This is a genomic window from Ensifer sp. LC384, assembly GCF_001695865.1.
Taxonomy (GTDB): Bacteria; Pseudomonadota; Alphaproteobacteria; order Rhizobiales; family Rhizobiaceae; genus Ensifer.
Genome location: NZ_MBST01000042.1, coordinates 1 through 17,889, shown reverse-complemented (window position 1 = coordinate 17,889; position 17,889 = coordinate 1). Strand labels below are relative to the sequence as shown.

At 59.0% G+C, this 17,889-nt stretch carries 15 protein-coding genes and 2 pseudogenes; 12 read left to right on the top strand and 5 right to left on the bottom strand.

Features of this window, described 5'->3' with window-relative positions; genetic code table 11:
* Window positions 1-55 precede the first annotated feature (55 nt).
* The gene (locus BC363_RS33820; RefSeq protein WP_244519947.1) at window positions 56-466 is read right to left on the bottom strand and encodes a group II intron maturase-specific domain-containing protein; all 411 of its coding nucleotides are present in this window, start codon (window positions 464-466) and stop codon (window positions 56-58) included.
* A 1,853-nt stretch (window positions 467-2,319) separates the two neighbouring features.
* Between BC363_RS33820 and BC363_RS24920 the strand changes: the two genes are divergently transcribed.
* From BC363_RS24920 to BC363_RS35620, 11 genes and pseudogenes are all read left to right on the top strand, one after another.
* The gene (locus BC363_RS24920) at window positions 2,320-4,641 is read left to right on the top strand and encodes a multicopper oxidase domain-containing protein (RefSeq protein WP_065786013.1); all 2,322 of its coding nucleotides are present in this window, start codon (window positions 2,320-2,322) and stop codon (window positions 4,639-4,641) included.
* 104 nt (window positions 4,642-4,745) lie between these two features.
* The gene (locus tag BC363_RS24915; RefSeq protein ID WP_065793335.1) at window positions 4,746-5,735 is read left to right on the top strand and encodes an SCO family protein; all 990 of its coding nucleotides are present in this window, start codon (window positions 4,746-4,748) and stop codon (window positions 5,733-5,735) included.
* A gap of 511 nt (window positions 5,736-6,246) precedes the next feature.
* Complete coding sequence (locus tag BC363_RS24910) at window positions 6,247-6,930, top strand: YecA family protein (RefSeq protein WP_065786244.1); 684 nt, start codon at window positions 6,247-6,249, stop codon at window positions 6,928-6,930.
* Window positions 6,931-7,290: 360 nt separating this feature from the next.
* Window positions 7,291-8,103, top strand: a complete 813-nt coding sequence (locus BC363_RS24905; protein WP_065786243.1) for a TIM barrel protein — start codon at window positions 7,291-7,293, stop codon at window positions 8,101-8,103.
* A 237-nt stretch (window positions 8,104-8,340) separates the two neighbouring features.
* Complete coding sequence (locus tag BC363_RS24900; RefSeq protein ID WP_065786242.1) at window positions 8,341-9,270, top strand: sugar ABC transporter substrate-binding protein; 930 nt, start codon at window positions 8,341-8,343, stop codon at window positions 9,268-9,270.
* Between the two features lie 163 nt (window positions 9,271-9,433).
* The gene (locus BC363_RS24895) at window positions 9,434-10,975 is read left to right on the top strand and encodes a sugar ABC transporter ATP-binding protein (RefSeq protein WP_065786241.1); all 1,542 of its coding nucleotides are present in this window, start codon (window positions 9,434-9,436) and stop codon (window positions 10,973-10,975) included.
* A 35-nt stretch (window positions 10,976-11,010) separates the two neighbouring features.
* Window positions 11,011-12,036 carry an ABC transporter permease gene (locus tag BC363_RS24890; RefSeq protein ID WP_065786240.1) on the top strand — a complete coding sequence of 342 codons (1,026 nt, stop codon included), beginning with the start codon at window positions 11,011-11,013 and terminating at the stop codon, window positions 12,034-12,036.
* 302 nt (window positions 12,037-12,338) lie between these two features.
* On the top strand, window positions 12,339-12,599 hold the full coding sequence (locus BC363_RS24885) for a ribbon-helix-helix domain-containing protein (RefSeq protein WP_025429011.1): 261 nt from the start codon (window positions 12,339-12,341) through the stop codon (window positions 12,597-12,599).
* Between the two features lie 10 nt (window positions 12,600-12,609).
* Window positions 12,610-12,867: pseudogene (locus BC363_RS33815) on the top strand (type II toxin-antitoxin system RelE/ParE family toxin); the annotation flags it as partial.
* A 154-nt stretch (window positions 12,868-13,021) separates the two neighbouring features.
* A pseudogene (locus tag BC363_RS34735) lies at window positions 13,022-13,141 on the top strand (ABC transporter permease); the annotation flags it as partial.
* Window positions 13,142-13,256: 115 nt separating this feature from the next.
* Complete coding sequence (locus tag BC363_RS35620) at window positions 13,257-13,475, top strand: hypothetical protein (RefSeq protein WP_141690424.1); 219 nt, start codon at window positions 13,257-13,259, stop codon at window positions 13,473-13,475.
* 73 nt (window positions 13,476-13,548) lie between these two features.
* On the opposite strand, the gene BC363_RS24875 is transcribed toward BC363_RS35620, so the two are convergent.
* Window positions 13,549-14,928, bottom strand: coding sequence for a sensor histidine kinase (locus tag BC363_RS24875; protein ID WP_065786239.1), 1,380 nt, complete (start codon window positions 14,926-14,928; stop codon window positions 13,549-13,551).
* Entirely contained in the window at window positions 14,925-15,602 is a 678-nt protein-coding gene (locus tag BC363_RS24870; protein WP_053250066.1) for a response regulator transcription factor, read from the bottom strand. The genes BC363_RS24875 and BC363_RS24870 overlap by 4 nt, the downstream gene beginning before the upstream one ends.
* Window positions 15,603-15,679: 77 nt before the next feature.
* On the opposite strand from BC363_RS24870, the gene BC363_RS24865 reads away from it, so the two are divergent.
* Complete coding sequence (locus tag BC363_RS24865) at window positions 15,680-16,747, top strand: ABC transporter substrate-binding protein (RefSeq protein ID WP_065786238.1); 1,068 nt, start codon at window positions 15,680-15,682, stop codon at window positions 16,745-16,747.
* Between the two features lie 272 nt (window positions 16,748-17,019).
* On the opposite strand, the gene BC363_RS24860 is transcribed toward BC363_RS24865, so the two are convergent.
* Entirely contained in the window at window positions 17,020-17,454 is a 435-nt protein-coding gene (locus tag BC363_RS24860) for a type II toxin-antitoxin system VapC family toxin (RefSeq protein WP_065786237.1), read from the bottom strand.
* Entirely contained in the window at window positions 17,454-17,696 is a 243-nt protein-coding gene (locus tag BC363_RS24855; protein WP_065786236.1) for a type II toxin-antitoxin system Phd/YefM family antitoxin, read from the bottom strand. The genes BC363_RS24860 and BC363_RS24855 overlap by 1 nt, the downstream gene beginning before the upstream one ends.
* Between the last annotated feature and the right edge of the window lie 193 nt (window positions 17,697-17,889).

Sequence of the window (17,889 nt, the reverse complement as noted above, 5' to 3'; positions counted from 1 at the left end):
TGCGAGGGTCCTTAGTGTAGCGATTGCTTAGACCAAGGTGCTTGGACCAAGGTGCTCAGACCAAGGTCCAAGTTTGGATCCCTTTAATCTCAGAAGCCCAATCATCGACGAAAGCTACGGATATCCGGTCCAACCGTTCAATGCCCTTACCGACGCAGTATCTCGCCCACCGTGCTCCTTTCAAGGGATGACGCCGACTTGCCCAATTCCAGAGCATTTGCCAGATGTGCGCGTCTATCGATGAGAAGCTCGCTTTCGCCACGACATGACGGTGATACATAGCCCATCCCCGGATGACTGGGTTCAGTTTCTGTATGCGTGACGCTCGCGTTGCCTTTGATGATTTCCCTGACCTTGTCGAGGAGCGCCTTAACACTCCTTGACTATCATCAGGCTCGGTGGTGCTGGACCAAAGACGCCACCGCCAAGCATCGTATCGAGATGATGGAGAACTGATCAAAGCCATCGCAGAAGCTGGTGGCCGAGACGAAAAGAGCACTGTTCCCGGCGACCGGCAGAGCCGCCGTAAGGTCATCATGAAACCATCACTCATGAGGAGCAGGAGCTTTAGCCGCCACGATCATGCGCGCTGGCAGCGGGAGCAGAGAGCTGACTAGTCGCTAAACGCCGCTGTGCTATCCTCGCGTCATTGGACGGGGCGCAAGATGAATTTCCGACGCGGTTTCTTTCGATTGTGGCTGATCGTCTCTGCACTTTGGGTGCTGACGCTGGTCGTCTACGTAGAAATTGAAGGACGGCGGCGAGACGTGACAGATGGAGGCTCCATCTTCGTCAGGGGCTGGGTAGTGATCACCGACGGCTGGAAAGCCGAGAAAGAGGTAGCCGCCATGAGGGAGAGGGCCGGTACATCTGGAAGCCCGAGCATTGTCGTGCCGGACGAGATTGGGAGCCGACTTCAAGCCGGCAGGGAGGTACAGAAAGCGGCTTTGCTTTTCGGCGGCATGCTGCTAGGCCCACCCCTTGTCCTGCTTGTGCTAGGGGCTTGGGTTATCCGTGGTTAGGGCTTGTCTCCCGCAAACGCCCCCTCTGTGCCAAGCGCGGCTTTGACCTTGCCGCCGAATGAAAGAAAGTATGGCGTTGGTTTCCCGCCAAGCGCTTGCAAACAGGGCGGCGTCTGCCGCCATTGCGATGCATTTCATTTTACTCGCATATTTGCGAGAGTGAGCTCCCCCTAGCCTGGCAATTACCGGTGACAGGCTCGCACGGCGGCGTCAGATCGCAACGCATTCGCTCCGCGCCCGCGCCATCTGGCTCGCCATCTACAGCGCCCTCGAAGGACGTTCGGTTCAACTATGGGGCCATCCTGCAGACACCCGTGATGGCAGACCATCATATCGGCAAAAAGCAGGTACGGCTTGGCCCAGGGCCAAATCAACCTCAACGACCATGCCGACCCTATGGTCCAATGCCGAGTTTGCCTAGCGGAGAATGACCTCGCGCCTCAGAACGCGCATGCATCCTTCTCCGCTGGGGTCGGAAAGACGAACCAGCAGACACGGCTGATGTCGTCATGAGCGAAAATCCATGATTGGTATTGCAAGGTGACGGTCTCCGCTCACAGGAGGAACTGAGAACAATGGCCGCAAACGTCAGAGTAGCCCCCCAAGGCGTGCCTGTCAGCCGCCGCCATGGGCTATGATGCGTGCATGCATGTGAATGTTGGCCCGGCGATTTGAAGTCAGGCTCGTTGGGCCTCACAACGCCAGCATCTCACTGAACCTGTCGGCTGAACCGACCGGTGACCTCGATCGCAGACGCATGCGACGGGGAACATTGATCCTCGTCGAGCAATCGCCCTCTGTTCAACGTTCGCCTGCCGGAGACGGCCCCCTCTGCTTGGCGGCGTCGAGGGTGCAACATTTTCTTTCCCCGACAGTGAGAACGCTGCTGTTACCTTCAAAATTCGTCCCGGTTTTCCTGAGCAGCGCTGCATTTCCGGAAAATGCTCTGGCGACTTGCGCTTGCAGGCCCCTGCTGCGACCGCCGATCAGGACTGGCTTCGTTCTCGCATGGTCACTCTGGCGACGAAAGCATCAAGCCTACACAAAGAGCGCCTACTACAAAACGAGATTTAATACGAAACTGTATTAATAAACTCGAGCAAACCATAAAATAATTACAGAAACCCTCAACTTTGAACGGTAAACATTATGCTTTGTAAAATTTCTCTCGAACTAATCCGGAATAGTTATAAGACTAAGGCCTGATCTAATCATTGAGATTGCAAGTGTTGAGGGGTATTATCTGCAGATATATAGATCGGAGGACCGTGAACTACATTTGATAGGGGCGGATTAAATGTACATTTCCAACGATGCGTCGCGGGCGCGACAGAGAGAAGCGCAGCTCGCACGGGAAAACCGTGCCGAGATCACCAGGGCAATCAATCAGGAACAGGTAACACGTCGCGAGTTGTTGCGATGGGGCATCTTCACGGCGAGCGGAATGCTCGCCATGAAAAATGGGCTCAGTCCGTTTGCGAAGAGCGCCTATGCGGCGGTGCCAACCGGGGCGCCGCGCACACCGCTGTTCGGCATCAAGAAATTCTCGCAGCCGATGCATCGTTTGCACCTGCTCAACCCTGTGCCGATGACGCGGACATCAGAGGGTCATGCCGCGTTTCCCGCGCAGCTGGCCGAACGGCCGGCGAAACGATTGTCCTACCACACCGATTTTTCGGCCGATCCGACAAACAGGCAATTCATCAATCCCAGGACCTATCGTGGCCCGATCGAGGGGCGCCCGCCGGGAGAGATTTTCGCGCACCAACGCTGGGACGAGTACTTCCCCAAAGTGGGTTACATTATGAGGCTCGGCCAAATTACCCAAACCGGCAGCGGATACTTCCATGACCACTTCCCGGTGCAGCAGGCAGACAGCGTCTGGTGCTATGGCGCAGGCAGGACCAGTGAATGCACTCTGCCACCGTTCCTCATAAAAGGCCGCTACGGCGAACCCATCATCACCCGGGTCTACAATGACCTGCCCGTCAACCGGGCACAGAACAACGGCTTCGGGCGCAACGAGACCCAGCTTCACTTCCACAATGCGCACAATGGCGCCGAAAGCGACGGCGCGGCGAATGTGCACCACTTTCCCGGTACGTTCTATGATTACCGCTGGAGCACGACGCTCGCCCGACGCGACAAGATCAACACGCAGGCCACCGATCGGCGGGCGTCGGGCCCTGACGACAGCACCGGCCTCATCAACGTCCCGGGCGACTTCCGCGAGTTACAAGGCAGCATGTGGGCGCATGATCACCGTTTCTTCTTTACGGCGGAAAACGTCTACAAGGGCAATCTTGGCGCCATAAACTATTACAGCGGCCCCGACCGCGGCAACGAAGAGCTATCCGACGGCGTCAACCTGCGGCTGCCCAGCGGCAAGCTTCTGGGTTGGGGCAACATCGACTTCGACGTCAATCTGGTCTTTTCCGATTGCGTATGCGACGCGTCGGGCCAGCTGTTCTTCGACATCTTCGATACGGACGGAATGGTCGGCGACGTGCCGCTGGTCAATTTCGGCTATGCGCCATTCTTCGAAGTCCTACCGCGAAAGTATCGCTTCCGCATTCTGAACGCCTGCATGTCCCGTTTCCTGAAGCTTGCTTTGGCGGATGCCAAAGGAAATCCTGTCCCGATCAAGTTCATCGCCAATGACGGGAACCTTGTGGTCACCCCCCTAACCTTGACCTCCCTTCCCGTGCAGGGCATGGCCGAGCGCTACGATATCATCGTCGACTTTTCCGGCTTCCGGATCGGCGACAAGATACGGGTCGTCAATCAGATCCTCCATGACGATGGTCGCGGCCCGAAGGAGGAACTCAGCCTGGCAGCGGCTATCAAGGGCCTTTCCAAGGATCCGGTGGTCGGGCCGATGCTTGAGTTTCGGGTGGTCGGCGCCGTCGAAAGCGTCGATGTGCCCGGCGTCATCCACCGCGCCACGGACCCGGACGTCAGCCGCGTTCCGCCCAAATTGACCGAACAAATACCGATCGTCACGCCGGTGCGCACGAGGCTCGTCGAGTTCGGTAGGTCGGGAGAAGGGGATTCCCGCGGGCCGGATGGGTGTGTTCCGGATTGTGGCGAATACGTCAACTTCCCCTGGACCATTCGCATCAATGGCGAGTCTTCACACTCCATGAACGCCAACAGGATTTCCCTGCTCATTCCGAAAGCCGGCGAGGTCGAGCATTGGACTTATAGGAACGGCGGCGGCGGGTGGGATCACCCTATTCACCTCCATTTCGAGGAGGGGGTGACCTTTGCGCGCACCGGAACGAAACTTGCGGCGACCGAGAACCTCCAGCGGAAAGACGTCTGGAGGTTGGGCGAAAGCGGCAGCGTCACCTTCCAGGTGCAGTTCGGTGAGTTCGGCGGCGCCTATGTCAACCATTGCCATAACACCGTGCATGAGGACTTTGCGATGCTGGCGCGCATTCAACTGCTGACCGGTGTCGCCGGCTCACCCCAAAGCGCGGTGACCCCTACTCCAAACCCAACCCCGGACGGCGTCGTTTTCACCACCCCGGAAATCCTGCCGGAAGGCGCGCCCAAGGGCTGGAAGGACAGCCAGCCGATGCAGGCAGCGCAGCTCTCAGGCACGGTTGCTCCTTGAACGGTTGGCCGAGCCGAAGCCCGGTCAACCAGGAAGAGATTTGTCCTCGTTACGTGAGCTTGGCGCGCGTGCCGCGCTGGCCTGCCTGCTGTTTGGAGATTCAGATGAAACGATGGTTCGCGGCCGTCGCGGCGATAACCGCGATTTTTCTATTCAGCCCAGGCGAACCGGCGGCCAAGAGTTCGCGTTGGGGAAAGGACTACTTCCCAAACGTCGACGTCGTTACCCAAAATGGCGACAGGGTTCGGTTCTATGACGATCTGATCAAGGACAGGATCGTCCTTATCAGCTTCATCTTCACCAGTTGCACGGATCTTTGTCCGCTGACGACAGCGCGCATCGCCCAGGTGGTGGACAGGCTCAGAGACGAAATCGGCAAGGACATTTTTGTACTCTCGATCACGGTCGATCCGGAAAACGACACGCCGGACAAACTGAGAACCTTCGCCGACGCCTTTTACACCGGCCCTGGCTGGACATTCATCACGGGGAAACCAGCCGACATTCGTGCCATCAATTCAAAGCTTGGCAACAAGAGCGATGTGGCGACCCAGCACCGCAACGAAATCGTTCTTGGCAACGACAAAACTGGCGAGTGGACGAGAAACTCGCCGTTCGCGGACATCGAAAACCTGGAGCTCGCCATCCGCGACATGGATCCGGACTGGCGGGATCGTCGTCACGTTCGGCAGGATGCCTTGGCAGCAGACCATGACCCACAGGGCCTGACAATCGGCCGCGAACCGGGGCAGGTCCTGTTCAAGAAGATCTGTGCACCTTGCCACACAGTGGGCGTAACCGACCATATCGGCCCCGATCTGCTCGGCGTCACGGACCGGCGTGACCGCAAGTGGCTGGTGGAAATGATCATGAACCCGGCGGGGCTGCGCGCCAATAGAGACCCAATCCTCGCCGGCCTCGACGCGAAATACAAAGGCGTCCGCATGCCAAATCTCGGCTTGTCGACGAACGACGCGTCGGACCTCATCTCGTATCTGGCCAGCAAAACGGTTCAGATAGAAGAATTGCGGGCCCAGCCGGAGGAATCGCATCTCCACCCCACACAAGGCGGCTCTCATCACCAGCACAAATAGACGACCGCTTCCCACTAAAGGACGCCGCTGCCCGGCCGGCTGCCTGGCTGTGAGCTTTCCGGAAGTCGCACATTGCAGGCGGATGCGGGAGCTCGGAGTTGCAGCCTCAAGTTTCCCAGATCGCCCTGAATGAACATTCACAACAATGCACGCCTGTTGCCTTGCGTCGAAAGGAAATGACCCCGTATCCGGAGAATTTCGAGGTCGTGGAGATCGTGCGCCAATGTGGCGCTGTCGTTATTTCGGCGCGGTCGATTTCGGCCTCGGCAAATTGCCCCACTTGCGACCGATCCAGCGGGCGCGTTCACAGTCATTACCTGCGCCGGCTTGCCGATCTGCCTTTCCAGGATCAAGCTGCGGCGATCCGACTTCGTGCCAGGCGTTTTCGTTGAGTCGCGTTCTAATGGCGGCATAGCTGATTACTCAGAATGCCGGGGACGGGAACCATTCAGCATTGCCTGTGGCGGAGCATCGGCCTTAGATTTGTTCGAAGCTCTACAAGGATTACGATATGACTGCGCATCAGACGTCCTTCACCGAAGCAATGAGCCTTGATGATCTCGATGATTATCTGATGTCCGACAGCTCTCCAGCGGAGAGTATGCTGCTGTCCGACCTGGATGGCTTTTTGACCGGCATCGCCGTCGGGCCGGAGGCAATCCCGCCTGAGGAGTGGTTGCCGGTCATCTGGGGCGGAACTGCGCCTCAGTTTGACAATGAAAGCCAAGCCCAGGCTGTCCTAGCGGCCATTCTGGACCGTTACGACGAGATTGTCCGGCAAATAACCGACGAGATCGTCGATCCAATTTTTTGGCAATCAGGCGACACCGTCATCGCCTGGGACTGGGCTGACGGCTTTGTCGAGTCCTTCGCGTTGCGCCAGCGTCACTGGACGAAGATGGCCAAGTCTGAAGCCGGGATGCTGCTCGTTCCCATCATGATGCTCTGTGATCCCGAAAATCTGCCCGATGAACTTGCACGCGAGGAAAAAGAGCAGGTGGTTGACGAAGCAATTGAGGCCCTGCCGGACACCGTTTTGGCGATTGCGGCCTATTGGCGTATGTCCGAACTCGAAAAGAAAAGCGTCTCTGCCGGCCTGCGCTCGTTAGCCAGTCCGGGCCGAAACGATCCATGCCCCTGTGGATCAGGCAAAAAATTCAAAAAATGCTGTGGGACTGCTCCTGAACAGCCATAGCGAAACCGCAAGCAGGCGGAGACCTGACCTGCACCAAACATGCGGAAGAACCCAATCGAGATCGGAATACTTCCATCCTTGCCGTGACCGACGGAGCGCAGAAAGCCAGCCTTCTCGATCCAGGCCAACCTAGCAAGAGTTCAAAGGCGGTCGCACGCGAACAGTAGATCTGCACCGAAACTACCGGGGATCTGATTGGATTCCATCATCTGAGAACGACAATCTTGCACCAATGCAAGTGCTTTGACGGGACACGCGTTATCCACCTCCTAGCCATAGGCGATTTGTCCGGCTAGCTATAAATGGAATGAACGTTCCATTTATAGCTAGCAACAAATCCAACCTGGAGGAGACATTCCCATGACCACCCTGCCCTTCGCGCTTAACCACATGACGACGCCCGCCTTGTCAGTCGGCGCTTTCTTTGCCCTTGCACGATCGCTCGGCATGACTTCCGTCGAGATCCGCAACGACCTGACTGGCAACGCAATCCTCGACGGCACGCCCGCCACAGAGGTGGCGGCACTTGCCGCAGAGTATGGACTGACCATCCTCTCCATCAACGCTCTGCAGCGCTTCAATGAATGGAACGACACGCGTGCCGCCGAGGCCGAACACCTCATTTCCTACGCGCGAGGTTGCGGCGCCAAGGCGCTCGTTCTTGTTCCGGTCAACGACGGCAGCGGCCAGGCCGATGGCGAACGTCAGGCCAATCTGAAGGAAGCCCTTTCGGCACTGAAACCGATGCTCGAGGCCGCGGGCATCATTGGCCTTGTCGAGCCACTCGGCTTTGATATCTGCTCGCTTCGTAACAAGACGGAAGCCGTTGACGGCATTAAAGCCGTGAGCGGCGAAGCATCTTTCCGCGTCGTGCACGACACTTTCCACCACCATCTCGCTGGCGAACCGGCAATCTACCCCGAGATGACCGGCCTCGTTCATATCTCCGGCGTTACCGACCTCAGTGTGGCGATCTCTGATCTTCGCGACTCGCATCGTGTTCTGGTCGACGAAAACGACACCCTCGACAATATCGGGCAGATCCGCCGCTTAAAGGCAGCCGGCTATTCCGGGTCCCTCTCATTCGAACCCTTCGCCGATGAAGTGCACGGCGTTGCCGATCCAGCAGACGCCCTCACAACCAGCATGGCTTACATCGAAGCCAATATCTGACTGGCAAAGCCGGCCGAACACCGGAAAAGGAAGCGAGGCGTCGAAAGACACCCTTGACGGCGCCCGCATAAAATGGAATACATATTCCGTAATTGCAAATCACTGGTTCTTTTATTCCGTTTTGATTGGAGCGCAGCGGGAGTACCGCTTCCGATCAGGGATGGGCGCGACCCGAAGCGGTCCGCGTTTCCGGCTGGAGAAGGTGTAGCCGGGCACCAAATGTGGAGGAGAAAGACAATGAAAAAATTCCTACTGGGTACAGCCATGGCCGTGATGATGTCGACGGCAGCGCATGCCGAAACCATCGGCGTTTCCATGGCGCAGTTCGACGACAACTTCCTGACGGTCCTGCGCAACGGCATGTCCGACTACGCCAAGACGCTCAACGGCGTCGACCTGCAGATCGAAGACGCACAGAACGACGTTTCGAAGCAGCAGAGCCAGATCCAGAACTTCATCGCAGCCGGCGTCAGCGCCATCATCGTCAATCCTGTTGATACCGACGCAACGGCCGCGATGTCGAAGATCGCCGCTGACGCGGGCATTCCGCTCGTCTACGTCAACCGCGAACCTGTTAACGTCGACACCCTGCCGGAAAAGCAGGCCTTCGTCGCTTCCAACGAACAGGAATCCGGCACGCTGCAGACCCAGGAAATCTGCAAGATGCTCGGCGGCAAGGGCAAGGCCGTCGTCATGATGGGTGAGCTTTCCAACCAGGCTGCCCGCATGCGTACCAAGGACATCCATGACGTGCTCGCGACGGAAGCCTGCAAGGGTATCGAGATTGTCGAGGAGCAAACCGCCAACTGGTCGCGCACCCAGGGCTCGGACCTACTCACCAACTGGCTTTCTGCCGGCCTTGAGTTTGACGCCGTGATTTCCAACAACGACGAAATGGCGATCGGCGCGATCCAGGCGCTGAAGGCTGCTGGCCGTCCGATGGACAGCGTCGTCATCGGCGGCATCGATGCGACACAGGATGCGCTTGCAGCCCTGGCCGCAGGTGACCTCGACGTGACGGTGTTCCAGAACGCCGCCGGCCAAGGCAAGGGCTCTGTCGATGCAGCCCTCAAACTCGCCAAGGGCGAGCCGGTCGAGAAGAAGGTCTACATCCCCTTCGAACTTGTCACGAAGGAAAACATGGCCAGCTATCAGGCGAAGAACTGATGCTTGCATTGGGAGCGCGGGATATCTCGCGCTCCCAACCAAAACAGTCCCGCGGCAGGTGCGCTGATCCTGTAGATTGGCGCCTGCGAGGAGAATGGCTGGTTGACCCACCAGCTGCGAGGACTTTTCCGCGAAAGCCGGAATTGACGGGGAGGCAATGACAATGACGCTCAGTCCGACAACGATGGCCGCCGTGCGCGCCAGCGGCGCCGTACCCAACGCCGAATACCTTCTCAACGTCGAAGGCATTCGCAAGGAATTTCCGGGCGTCGTCGCGCTCGACGACGTGTCCTTCCGCCTGAGGCGCGGCACCGTCCATGCGCTGATGGGCGAGAATGGCGCCGGAAAATCGACGTTGATGAAGATTCTGGCCGGGATCTATACGCCCGATAAGGGTGAGGTGCGGTTGAAGGGCGCCGACATCAGGCTGAAGTCGCCGCTCGACGCGCTCGAAAACGGCATCGCCATGATCCATCAGGAACTGAACCTGATGCCGTTCATGACCGTCGCCGAAAACATCTGGATCCGGCGCGAACCGAAGAACCGCTTCGGCTTTGTCGATCACGGCGAGATGCGCCGCATTACCGCCCGTCTGTTCGATCGCCTGAAGATCAAGCTCGACCCTGAAATCGAGGTCCGCCACCTCTCGGTTGCCAACCGCCAGATGGTCGAAATCGCCAAGGCGGTCTCCTACGAATCCGACGTGCTGATCATGGATGAGCCGACCTCGGCTTTGACGGAGCGCGAGGTCGCGCACCTGTTCGAGATCATCCGAGATCTGCGTTCGCAGGGCATCGGCATCGTCTACATCACCCACAAGATGAACGAGCTCTTTGAGATTGCCGACGAGTTCTCGGTCTTCCGTGACGGCAAATATATCGGCACGCATGCTTCAAGCGAAGTCACCCGCGATGACATCATTCGCATGATGGTCGGTCGCGAAATCACCCAGATGTTCCCGAAGGAAGAGGTGCCGATCGGCGACGTCATGCTTTCGGTCAACAATCTGACGCTTGACGGTGTGTTTCGCGACGTTTCCTTCGACGTGCGCGCCGGCGAAATCCTGGGGATCGCCGGACTGGTCGGCTCCGGCCGCTCAAATGTCGCCGAGACGCTGTTTGGCGTCACCCCGGCAAGTTCCGGCACCATCGCCATCGACGGCAAGACCGTTTCGATCGATAGCCCCAACACCGCCATCCGCAACCGCATGGCGTTCCTGACGGAAGACCGCAAGGACACTGGCTGTCTGCTAATCCTCGACGTGCTCGAAAACATGCAGATCGCCGTACTGCAGGACCGGTTTGTCAAGGGCGGCTTTGTCGCCGAGAAGGATATCACCGCCGCTTGCGAGGAGATGAGCCGCAAGCTTCGGGTCAAGACGCCCAACCTGCAGGAGCGGATTGAGAACCTGTCCGGTGGCAATCAGCAGAAGGTGCTGATCGGCCGCTGGCTGCTGACCAACCCGCGCATCCTGATCCTCGACGAGCCGACGCGCGGCATCGACGTCGGCGCCAAGGCGGAAATCCATCGCCTCGTCACCGAACTCGCCCGCAACGGCGTAGCCGTCATCATGATTTCTTCGGAAATGCCAGAAGTGCTGGGCATGAGCGATCGCATCATGGTCATGCACGAAGGTCGCGTCACAGGCATCCTCGACCGCGCCGAAGCAACCCAGATCAAGGTCATGGAACTCGCCGCCAGCTAAGCGCGAACCGAACGGACCACAGGGAGGAACGAACAATGGAAACCAATGTCGCAGCACAAGGCACCGGCTCGGCCCTTCCGGGTGCGAAGCGTCGGATGCCGCCCGAATTCAGCATCTTCCTGGTGCTGATCGGCATCGCGCTCGTCTACGAAATCCTCGGCTGGATCTTCGTTGGGCAAAGCTTCCTGATGAACCCGCAACGCCTGACGATCATGATCCTGCAGGTTGCCGTTATCGGCATCATCGCCGTTGGCGTGACCCAGGTCATCATCACCGGCGGTATCGATCTGTCCTCCGGATCTGTGGTCGGCATGACCGCCATGTTCTCGGCGAGCGTGGCCCAGGCCTCCACCTGGCCGCGCGCGCTCTATCCGTCGCTGACGGACCTGCCGGCCATCGTGCCGATCGGGCTCGGCGTCGGTGTCGGTCTGCTTGCTGGCTTCATCAACGGTCAACTGATCGCCCGAACAAAGATCCCGCCCTTCATCGCCACACTCGGCATGATGGTCTCGGCGCGCGGCATCTCGAAGTGGTACACGAAGGGTCAGCCGGTTTCCGGCCTCACCGACCAGTTCAACTTCATCGGCACCGGCATCTGGCCCGTCATCGTTTTCCTCGTCGTTGCGATCATCTTTCATATTGCGCTGCGCTACACCCGCTACGGCAAATTCACGTACGCGATCGGTGCCAACGTTCAGGCAGCCCGCGTCTCGGGTATCAATGTCGAGGCGCATCTGATCAAGGTCTATGCCATTGCCGGCATGCTGGCGGGCCTTGCCGGTGTCGTCACCGCCGCCCGCGCTCAGACGGCACAGGCCGGCATGGGCGTGATGTACGAACTCGACGCGATCGCCGCGACCGTCATCGGCGGCACCTCGCTGACCGGCGGTGTCGGGCGTATCACCGGCACGGTGATCGGCACCATCATCCTCGGAGTCATGACATCCGGTTTCACCTTCCTCAGGGTGGACGCCTACTATCAGGAAATCGTCAAGGGCCTGATCATCGTCGCCGCCGTTGTGATCGACGTCTATCGACAGAAAAACCGCAAGAAAGCCTGATCCTCCCAAGAAGATCTGTTCTCCCAGTGAGCCAACTGGCCGGGATGATGAAAATCATCCCGGCTTTTTTTGTATCCGTGCTGCTAGCGGCGCTATCTCGAAGTGGGCAGGCAACCGCGCTCTTGGTGCTTGATGTAAGTGATCGGCAATCCATTTGCCAAACGCGTGCATCACGGTGAATTTCGCGGACGCTGGCTCGGCTTGATGCCTGCGAGGGGCTGTTTGCCCCCCAGGCGCAAACAGCCCGTCGACTTAATCGAATCCAATCACCATGATTAAGTCCGATAAGTCGGAGACGTTCGATGGAAACCAAAGTACTGACGGCGCATGTTCCGCTGCCGCTTGCGGAGAGGGTAGATCAGCTGGCTAGCCGGCTGGAACGTTCGCGCGGCTGGATCATCAAGCAGGCACTCACGGCCTGGGTAGATCAAGAGGATGAGCGGCGCCTGCTCACACTTGAGGCGCTCGCGGACGTGGACGCTGGGCAAGTCATTGACCATCAGGCTGTGCAAGCCTGGGCCGATAGTCTGGACAACGACAAGCCGCTCTCTGTTCCGCTCTGATGCAGGTTAATGGACAAGCAAGACCCTTGGTGATCTCGCAAGCCTTTTCGAATTTCTCGCTCCTGTTAATCGGCGAGCCGCTGCACGCACGGTTCAATCGTTGACGACTGCACCGACGCGCCTGATTGAACAACCGCGACTAGGCGAGAAGCTCGAAGAATTTGTGCCTCGCAAAGTCCGCCGAATCCTCGTTGGGCATTATGAGATCCGCTACGAGATTCGACCGTCGATCATCCATCTTCTGCGCGTATGGCATACCCGCGAGGACTTTTCGTTCTTGCACGATAAAAGTGGACGAAACTCGCGGCGCGGGAACAGATGTTCCCGCCCGACTTGCACGTTCTTGCACACCCGCCTTTCGACGCATCACCAGCGCATGGCGTTGATCGCTGCTGCCCTTCGCATCACCGGCATCCTCGACGTCATCCGGCTTCACCTTCCCGCGGGTCGACGCCGACCATCAGGAAATCGTCAAGGGCCTGATCATCGTCGCCGCCGTCGTGTTCGAGGTCTATCGGCAGAAGAACCGCAACAAAGCCTGATCCACCAAAGAAGACCTGTTCTCCCTGTGAACCAACTGGCCGGGATGATGAAAATCATCCCGGCATTTATTGTTCGCGCCGACATATTTCACCGTCCCCGGTCGCATTTCGACATATGCTTGCCGCGCAGGGCTGCCACGGCGTCACCGCTCTGGCAATTGCATCTGCGATCGACTATACGTCCGCCATCCAAAACTATCGGGGATTTATCATGTTGTCGCAGCGCAAGCTTGCGAGCCAGTTCCAGCCGCGTTTCGTTCTTCAGCTTTGGAACGCGATGCTTCGGGTCCAGACCCGCGAAACAGCTTCCCTCTTCGGTCAGCGCAGCCGCTAAAGCGCTATTCCAGTCCTTGTCCGGCCTGCCCTATCTTGTCGGCGCTGGATAAGGACTGATCGGCAAGCCTTGCTCATCCGGTCGGAAACAGGATGGCAACCCTAAGCCCGCGTCCACCCGCTCCATCGGTCAGATTGGTTCTGGCACCATAGAGAGCGGCAATTTCCTCGACGATCGGCAGACCGAGCCCCGTTCCCGGAGCTTCGCTGGCGCCGCGCTGAAAACGTCTCAGCACGCTCTCGCGCAGTTCCGGCCTGATGCCTGGTCCGTTGTCTTCGACCTCCAGGGACACGACGCCGTCCTTTTCACTCACCCGCGTCGTGACCTCTGCACCCCGCCCGGCATAAAGCAGCGCGTTGCCGATGAGGTTCTTCAGCATCTCGCTGACTAGCAAAGGCTCGGCGCGGACGAAGGCTTCCCCCTCGCCGTCGAACCCCAGATCGATGCCGGCATCTCCCGCAGCGGGCACATGCTCGGCGGTGATGCCGCGCGTCAATTCAACCAGATCGATACGCTCCAGCTTTCTCGCTTCATCCTTGCCGGCGGCATCGATCTTCGCCATCAGCAGGAGCTGCGCCAGGATGCGCTCGGCGTTCGCCACGGCCTCATCGGCCTTTTTCACCGCCTTCTTCGTGTCCTCGATCGAGCCCGCGCGCAGTGCCAAGGCCAGCTGCGTGCGGATGATTGCGAGCGGCGTGCGCAGCTGGTGACTTGCGTTGCCGGTAAAATTGCGCAGCGCGTCGAGCGCCGACTGCAGACGCCCCATGAACGAGTTGACCGTATCGACAAGGCCCTGGACTTCGTTGGGCACGCGTTCGCCGATCGGATGCAGGTCGTCGGGGCTCCGCTCCGCGATCGCATCACCTAGGCGATAGAGCGGCCTAAGCGAAAAGGTAACGGCAATCCAGACGATGACGGCCGCACCGGCGATCATCAGGCCAAGACGCAGGGCGGAGCGAACGAGAATCGTCTGCGCCAGTTGTCGGCGCGCGATCGTCGTTTCTGCTACCGTCACGACGAAGGGAACCGAGTTGATGCCGGTCGAGGCCGAGCGGCGAAGGGCGGCGATCCGGATGGGCTCGCCGCGGAACAAGGAGTCGGCAAAGGTCGTCGAGCTACCGGGAACCTCGTCAAGGGAAGGCAGGGTCTGGTAACCGGTGATGAATTGCCCCGGCGGCCCGTCGACACGGTAGAAGACACGATCCTGTGCCGCCGATGTCAGCATCTCGAGCGCCACATAGGGAATGTCGACCTCAAGCGAACCGTCCTCGGCAACGACTACGCGCTCGGCGATCGCGAGAGCCGAACCGGCGAGAACACGATCCGACACGACATTGGCTGTCGCCACCGCCTCGCGGTAGGTATCCGTCAGCGCGACGACGCCGATGACGGCGGTTGAGATCAACAGCCAGCCGAGCAGCCTGCGGCGAAGGGAATAGAGCGCCGCCCTCATTCGGGTCCGGCCGTTTTGTCGAGATAGTATCCGATACCGCGTGCCGTTCTGACCGTCAGACCGTGTGGCGCAAGCCGTTTTCGCAGGCGGCTGACATATTGTTCGATCGCATTCGGGCTCAGATCGTCGTCAAAGCCGGTCAGCGATTGCATGATCGCCTCCTTGGCGACCACCTTGCCGGCGCGCATGAACAGGAGCTCGAGCAGTCCGAGCTCCCGGGCCGGGATTTCGATCGGCACGCCGCCGGACGAGAAGCTGCGCGCATTGAGATCGAGCGAGACGTTGCCGTAGCTGACCGTCGACGCCCGCAATCCCGCCTGCCGGCGAAGCAGCACGCGCACGCGCGCTTCGAACTCGCCGATATCGAACGGCTTGATCATGTAATCGTCGGCGCCGAGATCGAGGCCTTTCACGCGCTCCTCCGGCGTGCCCCGAGCCGTCAGGATCAACACCGCCGCGCTGTTCTGCCGGGCACGCATCGCCCTCAGTACGTCGAGCCCGTCCATCTCGGGCAGGTTGAGGTCGAGGATCACCAGATCAAACGTCTCGGCGGCGGCAACCGCATGGGCAGATGCGCCGTCACTGACGACGTCGACCGCGTAGCCGCTACCACGCAGGATGGTCGACAGGCCCTCGGCAAGGACCTGATTGTCTTCAACAAGCAATATGCGCAATTGTCTTCACTCCCCGCTCCACTCTATCCGCCGTTGGCTTGCTTGTGAACGGCGACGCGCTGAGGCATTGTGGATTTATGCGGTACTTGATTTCTTTTCTCTTTTTCTTTCTCTGTCCCCGGCTGCTTCTAGCCGCACCGGTCATTTTCCCCTCTCTTTCGGGTGCCCCCGATGCCAGGACGCTCGTCGTCTATTCCTCGCTCGACGAACCGCTCGCCAAACCGATGATCCTCGGCTTTCAAAAAGCCAATCCGGATGTCGCGGTGCGATATGAGGATATGCTGACAGGTGAGATCTACGACCGGATCGTCAAGGAAACAGACGCCGGCTTGAAGACCGCAGATTTTGCCTTCTCGTCTGCCATGGACCTGCAAGTCAAGCTGAGCAACGACGGCTATGCCCAGCGCAGCGACCTGCCGATGAGCGGCCGGTGGCCGGCCTGGGCCAACTGGCGCAACACCGCCTATGCGCTGACCTTCGAGCCGGCAGTTTTCGTCTATCACAAGCCGAGCTTTACCAAGGAAGCGCCACCTTCCACCCGCGCGGAGTTCGTCGCCTATCTTAAGCGCCAGGGCGCCGATGTCTTCGGCCGGATCGGCACCTATGACATCGAGCGCTCCGGCGTCGGCTTTCTCTTCATGTCGCGCGACCAGGAACAGTTCGGCGACATCTGGGATGTCATCCAGGCCATGGGCGCTGCCGGCGTCAAACTCTATTCCACCAGCCAGGCCATTCTGGAGCGTGTCGCCGACGGGCGGTTCGTGCTCGGCTACAACATCCTCGGCTCCTACGCGGCCGATTGGGCAGCCCGACACCCGGATGTCGGCATCGTGCTGCCAAAGGACTACACCGTGGTGATGTCCCGGATCGGCCTCGTGCCGCAGGCATCCGCATCTCCCGACCTCGGCCGCCGCTACCTGGAATTTTTCATGTCCAAGGAGGGCCAGACGATCATGGCGCGGCAATTGCAGATCCCCGCAGTCAGCCCGGATGTCGCCGGCGAAAACACCGCCAACACCATGCAGGAGATGCTGGGTGCCCAGTTGCGTCCGGTGCCCGTCAGTCCTGGGCTGATGGTCTATCTCGACCAGGTGAAGCGGTCACGGCTGATCGCCCGCTGGAACGAGGTCTTGCGGCTCCACTAAACCAGCGTTTTGCCCTGGTGAAATCTGTTTCGTTACTCCATCCCCCTCGGGTCGCTCAAACATCCCTGATGACCATGGACGGTCGTGCATTGGCATGCCACCGCTCGAACAAGCGGATCGCAGCCCACTGGGAGAGGTTGGTGCCTAGCAGCAGACGAGGGCACCCTTGGACTTTTGGCGCTTCGGCCAAAATGATCCGTCGCCATCAGCGTCGGAGAGATCGCTTCCGCGTCAATGAGGAAAGCCGCAGGCCTGTAAGAAAAAGCCCCGCCCTATAATTCTGGCAGTGCCTCGAAGGGATCGAGTGCTCGAACGCCTAACGGTCCAAAATGACGCAGATTGCGTGTCAAAACAGTCAGGCCATGCACTTGGGCGGTGGCAGCTATCGCAATATCCTCGAAACCCGGCTGATGGGCACGAGCATCATCTAGAATCTGCCCAGCTGCATGCGCGCATCGCAGATCGAACGGCAGCAGGTTCTGCGCATACAGATACTCTATGCTTTCCCACCAATCTTTTAGCCGCTGCGCCTTGGTGGTCGCACCTTCTCGTTCCGCTTTCGTGATCCCCGACGTAACCTCAGCCGCCGAAATAACAGATAGGAACAGCTGCGAACTGGCTTTATCGAGCCATTCGACAAGCTGCTCGGAACTTTGACGTTTGGACGGGGCAAGCGCAGATATCACGTTTGTATCGACCAGAAACATCAGAGATCAATCATCCGGCTCGGCTTGTCACCGCGCAGTGGGATATCGTCCTCATCACCTGGATAGGAAGCTAGGAGCCGTCCGAAACTCGGAACGTGTTTCAGCTTTTCATACTCCTCGAACGAAAGCACTACTGCTTCCTTTCTGCCGTGCCGGGTGATGATCGCAGGATTGCCGTGAACCGCCTGATCGACAACAGCGGAAAGCGTTGCCTTGGCATCTTTGAGCTGGATCTCTTTCATGTCGGCCTCCAAATAATGACTACAGTAGTCATATAGTCGCATCAACGCTCCCGAGCAAGGGCCAAAGGGCTTAGAGCACGGCCCTGAATCCAGGTTAACGGTCAAGCTGCGATGATTTCGGCCATGTATTGAGGGTTTCGGCCGGCTTTGTTTCGTCTGAGCTTGATGCTGCGCTTGTCTTTATGGCTTCGAA